Annotated in this window: 11 protein-coding genes; 1 reads left to right on the top strand and 10 read right to left on the bottom strand. The window is 34.5% G+C overall.

What is annotated here, in order from left to right; genetic code table 11:
• Window positions 1–4: 4 nt before the first annotated feature.
• On the top strand, window positions 5–202 hold the full coding sequence (locus PXC01_RS17215; RefSeq protein ID WP_276473521.1) for a zinc-ribbon domain-containing protein: 198 nt from the start codon (window positions 5–7) through the stop codon (window positions 200–202).
• Between the two features lie 112 nt (window positions 203–314).
• On the opposite strand, the gene PXC01_RS17210 is transcribed toward PXC01_RS17215, so the two are convergent.
• The 10 genes from PXC01_RS17210 to PXC01_RS17165 form a co-directional block, all read right to left on the bottom strand.
• Window positions 315–1,388 carry a hypothetical protein gene (locus PXC01_RS17210; RefSeq protein ID WP_276473520.1) on the bottom strand — a complete coding sequence of 358 codons (1,074 nt, stop codon included), beginning with the start codon at window positions 1,386–1,388 and terminating at the stop codon, window positions 315–317.
• A gap of 87 nt (window positions 1,389–1,475) precedes the next feature.
• Window positions 1,476–2,225 (bottom strand): hypothetical protein, encoded by a 750-nt coding sequence (locus tag PXC01_RS17205; protein WP_276473519.1) that lies wholly within the window; start codon window positions 2,223–2,225, stop codon window positions 1,476–1,478.
• A complete protein-coding gene (locus PXC01_RS17200) occupies window positions 2,212–2,775 on the bottom strand; it encodes an RNA polymerase sigma factor (protein ID WP_276473518.1) in 564 nt (187 codons plus the stop codon). The genes PXC01_RS17205 and PXC01_RS17200 overlap by 14 nt, the downstream gene beginning before the upstream one ends.
• A gap of 137 nt (window positions 2,776–2,912) precedes the next feature.
• Window positions 2,913–3,890 carry a polyprenyl synthetase family protein gene (locus tag PXC01_RS17195; protein ID WP_276473570.1) on the bottom strand — a complete coding sequence of 326 codons (978 nt, stop codon included), beginning with the start codon at window positions 3,888–3,890 and terminating at the stop codon, window positions 2,913–2,915.
• Window positions 3,891–4,230: 340 nt separating this feature from the next.
• Window positions 4,231–5,274, bottom strand: coding sequence for a dual-specificity RNA methyltransferase RlmN (rlmN, locus tag PXC01_RS17190; protein WP_276473517.1), 1,044 nt, complete (start codon window positions 5,272–5,274; stop codon window positions 4,231–4,233).
• A gap of 101 nt (window positions 5,275–5,375) precedes the next feature.
• Entirely contained in the window at window positions 5,376–6,425 is a 1,050-nt protein-coding gene (queA, locus tag PXC01_RS17185; RefSeq protein ID WP_276473516.1) for a tRNA preQ1(34) S-adenosylmethionine ribosyltransferase-isomerase QueA, read from the bottom strand.
• 79 nt (window positions 6,426–6,504) lie between these two features.
• Window positions 6,505–7,734 (bottom strand): 3-phosphoshikimate 1-carboxyvinyltransferase, encoded by a 1,230-nt coding sequence (aroA, locus tag PXC01_RS17180; protein WP_276473515.1) that lies wholly within the window; start codon window positions 7,732–7,734, stop codon window positions 6,505–6,507.
• 37 nt (window positions 7,735–7,771) lie between these two features.
• Window positions 7,772–8,098 carry a nucleotide pyrophosphohydrolase gene (locus PXC01_RS17175; RefSeq protein WP_276473514.1) on the bottom strand — a complete coding sequence of 109 codons (327 nt, stop codon included), beginning with the start codon at window positions 8,096–8,098 and terminating at the stop codon, window positions 7,772–7,774.
• Between the two features lie 8 nt (window positions 8,099–8,106).
• Window positions 8,107–10,083, bottom strand: a complete 1,977-nt coding sequence (locus tag PXC01_RS17170; protein ID WP_276473513.1) for a DUF3857 domain-containing protein — start codon at window positions 10,081–10,083, stop codon at window positions 8,107–8,109.
• Between the two features lie 71 nt (window positions 10,084–10,154).
• Window positions 10,155–12,101, bottom strand: coding sequence for a DUF3858 domain-containing protein (locus PXC01_RS17165; RefSeq protein WP_276473512.1), 1,947 nt, complete (start codon window positions 12,099–12,101; stop codon window positions 10,155–10,157).
• Window positions 12,102–12,109: the final 8 nt, after the last annotated feature.

The raw sequence follows: 12,109 nt of genomic DNA, 5'->3' as shown, positions 1-12,109 counted from the left end.
AATAATGATTCTATTCTTTGGCACTAGACCCGGAAAGCCCGAAACTAAAAAGCTTTTTAATTGTATATGCCCTTATTGTCAGCAACAGGGAACGTTGACAGCTGTAACCCAAAAGAATTACTTCCATATATTTTGGATCAAGCTTTTTAAAATTTCCAGTACCACTACCGTAGAATGCAGCCATTGTAAACGTGGGTATTAGAAAAATGAGTTTACCGAAGAGATGAACAGAGAACTGTCTAAACTAAATAATTAGCTGTAGTAACCGTTTTTACGAACGGCACCACAGCTAATTTGATTGATGAATTTCTTATTTAAAGGTCGAAGCGAAGACCTAACGAAATGTTTCTTTGCTCTAAAGCTGCATCTTTGAATATAGGATTAAGATCATATTTTACATACAACAACACCCCATCTACACCAGCGTATGCACTTAAACCATACACCAGATCATTGGTATTATAACTACGCTTTAATTTGTCTTTTACCTTTTCGCCATCAATGGTATATTTTAATTTTTGTCGTGTTCCTAAATTGAACCCTGCATAACCACCTACACCAACTCTAAATTTGTTATGCAACGAGTATCTCATGGTCTTTTCTGTAGTAGATAGCTTTGAAGGACCAAATTCAAAATGCATTGGAAATACCAAGTTATCCATTCTAAATTTTGATTTATTCAATTCATATTCAAATTCCTGAAGCTCGGACTGACCGTTATCGAATGACACCAAGTACTGATTATCCTTTGGCTTTAAGCCGTTAAATTGAAATGAAAACCCATAGTTGAACCTTAGGAAATTTGTATTCTTAAACACCCTGGTGCGCCATTGCCATCCCATTTCAAAAAATCTACTTCCGCCAATTTTATAAGGAGAATCATTTAAGGACTGCCCTTCTATAATTGCATTATTTAAACCAACGGCCAAAACAATATCAGAATAAGTTCTTCTGTCATAGACCTGTTCTTTTCTATTTTTATTTTCATTGATACGTATTCCAAACAGTTTGTCATCATCATCCCCTAATCCCAATTCAAAAGCGAACTTATAATTTAAGGTATCCAATTCTATGACCTCGCCGTTATTTCTTTCCAAAAGGGATATTTTATTATCGATAATAGCAATTCTCTCCTCTATATTAAGTGCTCTTTTTTCTGCAGCCTTCATCTTTAATGCATTGGCCTCTTCTTCAGTAATTTCACCATTTTCCAATTGTTTAACTATTTCAGCTATTTCAAATTTTAAGGCTTCCTTTTCCTGTCTAGTTATACTAAGCTTTTGCTCTTTTAAAATTTCTACTTTTTCTATATAATTATCTTGAGCCACTACACTTTGCATTAATAAAAGTGTCAAAATGGCTACTAAATACATGGTAATTGTTCTCATTTCTATTTTGATTTTTTTTGATGAATAAACTCCGCTCCCTGTCCCCATAGTATTTTATAGAGATAAGGAAAAACGATTTGTGATTGATTAATTATTGTGGTCTGCCACAGCAGTACGCACTTTTATGAAACCGGCTTTTAGGGAATCAAAAATTTGGTCTCGGAAGGATTGATCAAGTTCATCCTCAACCTCTGTCAACAAAGCCATAGCATCAACAGATTTATCTTTATTAAATATTTTATCTCTTAAAATTTCATCTTGGGCACGTTTCAGTAATGAATCTACCTCGGCATCGGTCACTGCACTGTTTTGCTCCAGAACAGTTACTTGTGCAATAACATCGGCCACTTTAGAATTAATAATATCATCGGTCACCACTAATTTTTCAACAGATGTACTAGGAGGTACTTGGTTTACCGCAACCTCAATTGCATCTTTCAATACTAAAGGCTCTTGTTCTTTAATTTGTATATTTTCTTCCTCAACTACGTTCTCAATGCTGGTTTCATTTTCTGAATGTGCAACCACCTCTACTTCCTCTTTACCTATAGGCAAAACATCTTTTACAGGAACTTCTTTTAACGTATGCTCTTTTTCAATGTCTACGATTTCTGCTGGTATTTTGGTAGCCTCAGTATTTCCACCAAAATAGAACATTGCTATACCTACCAACACAACTACACTCGCCGCAATACCCATCCATAGATATACGGGTTTCTTTTTAGCATCATCATCATTTAATTCTGATATAATTTTGGACCAAGCATTCGCCGATGGCTGAATTTCGCGCTCTTGTAACTTGGTCTTAATATGTTTTTCAAATTTATCGGTTTCCATACCCTATAATATTTTGTTGCCTTAATTGATCTTGAAGCAATTTTCGAGCTTTTAATAATTGTGTTTTTGAAGTGCTCTCGGTAATCGACAGCATTTCTGCAATTTCTTTATGCTTATACCCTTCTACGGTATACAATACAAAGACCATTTTATATCCTTGGGGCAGCTTGTCTATCAATTGTTGTATATGCTCTGTATCTAAATCAGTACTCTGCGAAATCTCTTCCGACTGATTTTTCTCGTACACCTCATCATCATACACGACAAATTGTTGTTTTCTTAAATAGGATATGCTTTCCCTGATCATAATCCTACGTAACCACCCTTCAAAACTACCTTCAAACTTAAACGTATCTAGCTTGGTGAACATTTTTAAAAAACCCTGCACCATGACATCTTCCGCAAAATGAACATCTTTTATATACTGACGACAAACGCTCAACATTTTTGGCGCATGCTTTTTATACAAACGCTCTTGCGCATCGCGGTTACCCGATGACGCTTTTTTTATGAGTTGGCTCTCGTTTTTATAAAAAGGTATAATTTTCAAAATATTGGTTTGGTCTTCTATTAGCATAGACGCAGAAGAAGAAGGTATGGTTGCCTGAGGGTCAATAAAAATTAAAATTAATTTTTAAAACACTATATTTCAATCACTTAAACAAATGTAAAAAAAAAGAGTAATATTTACTTTTTACGTTCAACTACGTAATTCACCATTAATTCTAAGGCGCTTTTATAATCAGATTCAGGATATGTACTTAGAAGTTTTAAAGCTTCATCTCTATACTGTAACATTTTGGTCACCGAGTAATCTAGCCCGCCTTTATCTTTCACAAAAGCAATGACTTCTTTGACGCGCTTTTTATCCTTATTGTGATTTTTTATGGAATTGATGACCCAACTCTTCTCTTTCTTGCTGCAATTATTTAACGCATAAATTAAAGGCAGTGTCATTTTCTGCTCTTTAATATCTATTCCTGTAGGCTTCCCTATTTTTTCACCACCATAGTCAAACAAATCATCTTTAATTTGAAATGCCATACCACAAAGTTCTCCAAACTTTCTAAAGGTTTCTACATCTGGACTATCCGGTTTTACAGAACAAGCTCCCAAAGAACAACAAGCCGCTATTAAGGTTGCCGTTTTTTGTCTTATAATGTCATAATATACATCTTCGGTAATATCTAAGCGCCTTGCTTTCTCTATCTGCAATAATTCGCCTTCGCTCATTTCACGAACGGCAACAGAGATTATTTTCAGCAAATCAAAATCTCCATTATCAATAGAAAGCAACAAGCCTTTTGAAAGCAGATAGTCTCCCACTAAAACGGCGATCTTATTTTTCCAAAGGGCGTTTATAGAGAAAAAGCCCCTGCGCTTATTACTCTCATCTACTACATCATCATGCACCAATGTAGCCGTATGAATCAACTCGATTACCGATGCACCACGATAGGTACGCTCATTTACTTCGCCATTATTTAACAGTTTTGCCGTTAAAAATACGAACATAGGGCGCATTTGCTTCCCTTTTCTATTTACGATGTAATGGGTAATTCTATTGAGTAATGCAACCTTAGAGGTCATTGAATCTCTAAACTTAGACTCAAACAACTCCATTTCCTGATAGACAGGTTCCTTTATTTGTGCTACAATTTTCAGGCGCTCTTCATTAGAACATCAAAATTAGGCAAAAGCAAGGAAATAACAGTAGCTGGAAGGATAGTTTTAAAGTTGTTGGTTGTTGGTTGTTGGTTGTTGGTTGTTGGTTGTTGGTTGTTGGTTGTTGGTTGTTGGTTGTTGGTTGTTGGTTTTATATAACGCTTCGCGTTATGTAGAATTAAGATATTATATTAGCAATTGCTCCAGTAATTCGTATTACTTAATACCTTCTATCTCTAAAGCTTAGCTTTGCTAAAAAATTTATCTTCTAACAAGTCTATTTTCTATACTCTATTTTCTCTCTTCTAACTTAATACTTAGTACTTTTCACTTTGTACTTCTAACTTTTATTCGCCAACTGGCCACATGCGGCATCAATATCCTTTCCTCTAGAACGACGAACGGTTACGGTGATATTATTACGCTCCAAGGAATTTACATAGCGATCTATAGCTGCATTGGACGCTTGCTTAAATTCACCGTCATCAATAGGGTTGTATTCTATAAGATTTACTTTAGAAGGTGCAAAACGGCAAAACTCCACTAGCGCATCTACATCTTTTTGAGTATCGTTTATGCCTTCCCAAACCACATACTCATACGTAATTCTACTTTTTGTCTTTTGATACCAGTACTGTAGAGACTCCCTTAAATCACTCAAGGTAAACTTAGCGTTAAAGGGCATTATTGACGTACGAATTTCATCAACAGCTGAATGTAAAGAAACCGCCAATTTAAATTTAACCTCGTCATCGGCCATTTTTCGGATCAATTTAGGCACACCAGAGGTAGAGACCGTAATTCTCTTTGGAGACATGCCCAGCCCGTCTGAAGATGTGATTTTATCAATTGCCTTTAATACGTTGTTGTAGTTCATTAAAGGCTCTCCCATGCCCATAAAAACAATGTTGCTTAAAGGTCTGTCAAAATACAATCTGCTTTCATTATCAATAGCGACAACCTGATCATATATTTCATCGGGATTTAAATTTCGCATTCGTTTTAAACGTGCCGTTGCACAGAACCTACAATCTAAACTACACCCTACTTGACTGGAAACACAAGCAGTTGTTCTTGATTTTGTAGGTATTAAAACGGACTCCACAATTAAATCATCATGCAAGCGTACGGCATTTTTTATAGTACCGTCACTACTGCGCTGCATTTGATCTACCTTAATATGGTTAATGACAAAATTGGCTTCTAACATATCCCTGGTTTCTTTTGACAAATTGGTCATTACATCAAAAGAATACGCAGCTTTTTGCCATAACCACTCGTAGACCTGGTTGCCACGAAAAGCTTTGTCACCATTAGAAACAAAGAACTCCCTAAGCTGCTCTCTCGTTAGTGCCCGGATATCTTTTTTCTTTATTTCTTCCATCTATTAAAGGTAGGTATTACTGGTGATAAAAATCCCGCTTTGTCAATATGTAGATAAAGCGGGATTAAAAAAATTTCCTTTTCAAAAAGGATTATATCAACTTATATGATCAACATTGCATCACCATAAGAATAAAACTTATAGCTTTCCAATATTGCTTCTTTATATGCTTTGTTCATTAGATCATGACCCATAAATGCAGATACCATCATCAACAATGTTGATTTTGGCAAATGGAAGTTTGTAATCATGGCATTTGCAATACTGAAATCATAAGGAGGGAATATGAACTTATTTGTCCAACCCTCATAGGTATTCAATGTCTGCTTAGAGGACACCGCACTTTCCAAGCCACGCATTGCCGTTGTACCTACGGCACAAATACGACGTTTTTTGGCTTTAGCATTGTTTACGATCTCTGCCGCTTTTTCATCAATGAACATTTCTTCACTATCCATTTTATGCTTTGAAAGATCTTCTACCTCAACTGGGTTGAATGTACCTAAACCTACGTGCAAAGTCAACTCGGCAAAATCTACACCCTTAATTTCTAAACGCTTCAACAAATGTTTAGAAAAGTGCAAACCAGCGGTTGGAGCCGCCACAGCACCTTCATGCTTGGCATAGATCGTTTGGTAACGATCTTCATCTTCAGGTTCAACATCTCTCTTTATATATTTTGGTAACGGAGTTTCACCTAATTCCCTTAATTTTCTTCTGAAATCAAGGTAAGCACCATCATAAAGAAAACGTAAGGTTCTACCTCTAGAAGTAGTATTATCAATAACTTCTGCCACCAAGGTTTCATCATCACCAAAATATAGTTTGTTACCAATACGTATTTTACGTGCAGGATCAACAAGAACATCCCATAGACGTTGCTCTTCGTTCAACTCACGTAAAAGAAAAACCTCAATACGAGCTCCGGTTTTCTCCTTGTTACCGTACAAACGTGCTGGAAATACTTTTGTATTGTTAAGAACCATAACATCACCTTCATCAAAATAGTCGATCATGTCCTTGAACATTCTATGCTCAATCTTTCCGGTATCTCTGTGGATGACCATTAATTTAGACTCATCTCTATTTTCAGATGGATGCTCCGCCAATAATTCGTCTGGAAGCTCAAAATTAAAATTTGATAATTTCATGTAGCTGTTATATTTAATGTAGCAAATTGCGGCTGCAAATATACAATCTGCAGATAGGCCTTGTCAAGTAAATCGTTAATTATAATTCTTTTATACCGAAATCCAATTGTTTTAGGTCGTTCCAAAAATCAGGATATGACTTAGATACCACCTCTGCATCATTAACAAAAAGTGTTGTTTTCATGGCCAGAGGAGCAAAAGCCATTGCCATTCTATGATCATTATATGTATCTATGGCAATATCTTCAAGAATACCTACAGATGGTATTATGGTCAATGTTTTATCCGTAACGGTTATATTCGCCCCTAATTTAGATAGTTCTGTATGCAAAGCTTCTAAACGATCGGTCTCTTTAATTTTTAAGGTGTGCAGGCCGGTCAAATAACAACCTACCCCTAAACCAAAACAGGTAACCGCAATTGTTTGGGCTATATCCGGAGCATTTGCCAAATCAAACTCATTCTTAGATTCTATCTTTTTATCGGTCTTTTTTAAAGTAATGTTATTATTGCCATAAGTGGTCTCTACACCAAACGAAGTATAAATATTGGCAAGTACGCTGTCTCCTTGAAGACTTTCTTTTTTGTAGGCAGATAACGTTATTTGTGTTCCCGGAGTTGCCAGTGCGCAAATACTATAATAATAAGAGGCAGAACTCCAATCTGATTCTACTACCAATGTTTTTGGCGCTACTTTTTCCTTTGCAGAGACTTTGATGAGGTTACCCTCAAAAGAAGTTTCCACTCCAATTTCCTCTAACAACGCCAAGGTCATTTTTATGTACGGCACAGAAGTGATTTTACCAATCAGTTCCAATTCTAGTCCGTTTTCCAAACTTGGAGCAATCAACAATAATGAAGAAATATATTGGCTACTTACATTAGCCGGTAAACTCACTTTATCTTTTACAATTTGCTGTCCTTTAATTTTTATAGGGGGATATCCCTCATCTTGAATATAAGATATTTCCGCTCCCAGGGTTTTTAAGGCATCTACCAAGATTTTTATAGGCCGCTCCGTCATTCTCTTAGAACCGGTAAGCACTACTTCTTTACCAGCTTGTGATGCAAAATATCCGGTTAAAAAACGCATAGCGGTACCTGCATGATGAATATCTACGGTACCTTCCGTAATTTCCAAACCTTTTGCCATAACTTGGGCATCGTCTGAATTGGAAATATTCTCTATTTTAATATTTGGATATAAAGCCGACAATAATAAACTACGGTTAGATTCACTTTTTGAACCTGTTATAGTAATTGTATCGTTTAGCTTAGTATTGGACGGACCTGTCAATTGAAGTTTCAATGCGTATCATTTTAAAAATAGAACGCCAAATATACGCCTATTTCAACTTTTTATTATTGTGATGACGGTCATGATCACGCTTTGTTTTTAAATCTAACTTTTTATCGAAAGCTTGTTGTAAATCAACACCGGTTTGGTTGGCCAAACACAATACTACGAACATAACATCTGCCAATTCTTCGCCCAGATCCTTGTTCTTGTCAGACTCTTTTTCGCTTTGCTCTCCATAGCGTCTAGCGATTATTCTTGCAACCTCGCCTACTTCTTCGGTAAGCTGTGCCATATTAGTTAATTCGTTAAAGTAGCGAACTCCGTGCTCCTTGATCCAATTATCTACTTCTAATTGTGCGTTTTTAATGTTCATAGTGTATCTTAAATTTTTTCAAAAACAATCAAAGATTGACCTTGACTTTTTACAGCTTCATCAAAAAGTTCTTTCAACCCTTTATAAAATGCGTTACCATAATGCGCAAAATTCAAATCAAAAGTAAAAAATAAATTAAGGGTACCGCTGTTGTTATCAGATACATTTAATTTTAATACACCACCATTTTCAGGAATAACAAAATTTTTATTTTCAGGTAAGGACTTTACGCTATACCCATCCGGAATTTTAACATTTAAAACATACTGATATTTCATTGGGTAACCAAAATCAACTGGGTAATTTCTTTCCGAAGCCGTAAAAGGATTTTTATCGAAAAATTTTAGTACAAAAGGATTTAAATAAATATCATCGCCCTGGAACAAGTTTTCAATTTCAAAATTGAAACGCTCAGTAAGCTTTTTCTCATTAGAATATTTAGATCTCTTTTCATGAGAAATAATATAAAAATCATCTGAAATCTCTTCTTCCAATTTTTCAATATAACTATCTTCATTTGTAGTTGCAAGCAATTTATCTTGTGACACCTTATTATATCCCGTATTCGTTAAATCAAAAATACCTTCCAACTTTTGTTCGGTAGTATTGATAGTCATCTGAGCCCGCAACATTACAGCATTCAAATTTTCCGGCACAATATCATACCAATAACTATCCTTATCAAAATCCATTACTCTACCGTAATAATTCAAACAACGATATGGCAGCATGCCAAAAGGCATATATTTATTAGTTGCGTCCAATAAATAGGACTTTCCTTCAATATCCAGTTTTGCGACGATATAATTAAAATCACTCATGACAGGATGGGTCTTCTTTGGCAATCCTCTTTTACGGGTGGCCATTACCATCATGTTAGCTTTTAAGCCCGCCGCATTTAAAAGATTTATTAGAGCAATATTAATTTCTGCTACATTACCCTTCTTCTCGTCAAAAGCTTTTTTCACCTTATTACCTTGCCAGATACCATATTCCTCATTCCATACAAAATGTTTTTTTACAAATTCATATATATTTTTGGCACGTGTAATTTCATCTCCTTCGGTCAATAAACTTTCATCAACATTCTTTTCAAAAAAATTCTTTTTACGAAGCTGACTACCAATATCCTTATCGGTCTTAAATTCCTGATCTACATCATCCCATGATTTTGTGTATTTATCAGTACCGCCATAGAAACTCTTATATTCAGAAAGTTCAAACTCTAACTTAGACCTGTAATTATTAGATGATAGCATATATGCTTCAGAATCCTTAAATGCCGGTACGTTTTCCATTACATATTTCAAGGACTCGCAGTCGCTATCATCTTTTGTGCCTGGAAATTTAAAACAACCTTTTACTATATCTGCCTCATTAACATCTAAATTCAATTTACCTTTAAGGCTTCTATTATACAGCCAATTACCAGGTATTTTTGCATTGAACTCAGAATACAACTTAGGAATATCCGATTGAAATTCCCATCCCGTAAAATTAAAAAAGAAAGGAGATTGCATTTCGTATTCATATTCAACAATAGACCCTTCTTTAACATTAGGAAAAGTAAATTTTGTCTGAGTCCACTTTTCATTGACCTCTTCTTCAAAGAATTCACTGGCTTTTACAGAATGCTTAAACTCTCCGTTATGTGTTTGAGCCTTAATATTGACTATTTTTTCTTTTCTCTTCTTGGAACGATATAGTGGTATTTCAATATTTGCATAATCAAAGCCTTCTTTTTCAAGTATTTTAATTTTAGCATGATATTTTGTTATCAGGTAGATGTAGTCATCTCTAATTTCAAAATAATTATTACCATATTCATATAAATAAACTGCCTCAGCTTCCGGATCTTGTTCATAAGACACAAACTCACTCTCTAGCTTTGACAAAGTACCAAACTCTGGTATTTCTTGAGCAAAACAATTTTTAAAATGCACGAACAAAATGAAAAAAAGGGTAAACAATCTAAAATAGTACATACTAAAAGTGGTAGGTTGAATTTAATTTACAGTTATACAGTGTTCTTTTTAAGATATATTTTATGATGATCTTAAATTCTTTGTAAAACAACTTTCTCCGAATGTTTTTCAACTATCTGACGATAAAATTCTTTTAATTGTGCGTAATGATCATTGGAAATCAAAGCTTTTTTAAAGCTGATTTTTGAAGAAATTTGTAGGGTGTTATCCAGAGTTGATATTTGAAAATTAAAGAAGCCTAATTTATTGGGCAAAGAAATCATTTTATTCTCTGGCAATGTTGCTATTGTATAATTTTCAGGTAGTGTAATATTTACAATAAAACTATCCTCCCAAGGGTAACCGAAATCAACAGGAAATTCCCTTATTTCAGATTTAAACGGTGACTCATCTTGGGAAAGATGCAATAACGGGGAAAAGTATAATTTATCACCGGCATCATCAATACTTTCATCTAAATAAATCTCGTACGCTTGATTTATAATTTTATTTGGTTGTGTTACTTCTTTTATTTCAAAATTTGAAATCTCAATACCGCTATACTTGTCTTCTAACTCTTGAATGTATTCAACTTCAGTTTCCGCATTATATTTATCCCGTAACAACATAGCATAATAATCCGAATAGCGTTGTTTTACAGAACCTTCAAAACTTAGATCATCATCAAGAACTAAATTTAACATGGTAATTTCCTTTGACATTTTTGCAGGTAGCAAATCCACCATTACTGCCGTACCATCTTTATTGATAGCCCTGCCAAACCAATTTAAATCTCTCATTGGTAAAACATTTACCATACTATACTTTTCCGTAGCATCTAAAAAAGAATAACTTTCACCATCTTTTACACCTGCTATTACATAATTGAAACCTTTTAAAGTTGGAAACAACTGAACTCCGTGATCTCTTGTGCTTAAAATAATTGGATAAGCGTCAAAGCCCGCATGTTTTAAACAGGATACCAAAAACAAATTGATATCCCCAGAATTTCCTGCACCACTCTTATAAGCCTTTTTAACTCCTTCCTCTGCGGTAACACCAAGATTTTTATTCCATTTTATCTTATCTTTCACAAAAGTGAGAACTTCCTTTAAACGTTGTTTTTTATCGGCGATACCTTTAAGTTTATTATCAAGGTCATCTTCAAAAAAATTTTTCTTTTCCAATTCATTACCAAATGATGTATTCTTGTAAATAGTGGCAACAACATCTTCCCAACTTTTAGCAAAATTCTCGGACATTTCACCTGGAAATTGAACGGAAACAATTTCAAAATCTACACCACTTCTATAATTATCTATATTACTGACAAAGCTCTCATCTATTAAAGCTGGAACATTTACAAGATTGTATGAAGTTACAATATCATAGGTACCAACTTGATTGTTCATTACCCGATCTGTTTTAGGATTAAGTGGCAAAAAACCTTTTTGACGTTGATTGAATCTGAAATAATCAAAAATAGCCATACTAGCTTTAAGTCGTTTTATAGGTATTGCTTCTTGAAAACGAAACTCATCGATACTGCTATAGTATGGAGATATAATTTTATACCTATACTCCAAAACGCTACCTTCCTTAACCTTAGGCATGGTAAGTTTTACCTGGTTCATACCTTTTGAAAACTCAGACTTAAATATGCCGTCTTTTTCTAACTTAGTTTCAACTATTTCCCCATTTACCAGAGAATATGTATAACCTTTTATCTTTGAGACTACTTCTGCACTACCAATACCTTTACTTAAATTTATAATCTTGGTCGCGTGATCAAACCCGGCTTTATCATAAACCTTTATACGTTCATGTATTTCTGTGACAAGTGACAATCCGCTGTTTTGACTGTAGACATAATAACTCTTTCTATATTTATAAAGGTAAGCCGCCACAGCAGAAGAATCTAAAGGATACGATTGCTCAATTAATTCTTCTTTCGACACCTTTCCAAAATCGTAATTTTGAGCATTACATAATAATGAAAAGAAGAGTGTTGTTAATATAACTATTTTAATTTGAGACATATTTATTA

It is taken from the genome of Maribacter huludaoensis (assembly GCF_029350945.1).
Lineage (GTDB): Bacteria > Bacteroidota > Bacteroidia > Flavobacteriales > Flavobacteriaceae > Maribacter > Maribacter huludaoensis.
This window is presented reverse-complemented; position numbering and strand designations above follow the sequence as displayed.

Bases quoted from the DNA above. Each gene is read 5' to 3' on its own strand.
- PXC01_RS17215 (WP_276473521.1), top strand. From the start codon at position 5: ATGATTCTATTCTTTGGCACTAGACCCGGAAAGCCCGAAACTAAAAAG.
- PXC01_RS17170 (WP_276473513.1), bottom strand. From the start codon at position 10,083: ATGTACTATTTTAGATTGTTTACCCTTTTTTTCATTTTGTTCGTGCAT.
- rlmN (WP_276473517.1), bottom strand. From the start codon at position 5,274: ATGGAAGAAATAAAGAAAAAAGATATCCGGGCACTAACGAGAGAGCAG.
- PXC01_RS17205 (WP_276473519.1), bottom strand. From the start codon at position 2,225: ATGGAAACCGATAAATTTGAAAAACATATTAAGACCAAGTTACAAGAG.
- PXC01_RS17175 (WP_276473514.1), bottom strand. From the start codon at position 8,098: ATGAACATTAAAAACGCACAATTAGAAGTAGATAATTGGATCAAGGAG.
- queA (WP_276473516.1), bottom strand. From the start codon at position 6,425: ATGAAATTATCAAATTTTAATTTTGAGCTTCCAGACGAATTATTGGCG.
- PXC01_RS17165 (WP_276473512.1), bottom strand. From the start codon at position 12,101: ATGTCTCAAATTAAAATAGTTATATTAACAACACTCTTCTTTTCATTA.
- PXC01_RS17210 (WP_276473520.1), bottom strand. From the start codon at position 1,388: ATGAGAACAATTACCATGTATTTAGTAGCCATTTTGACACTTTTATTA.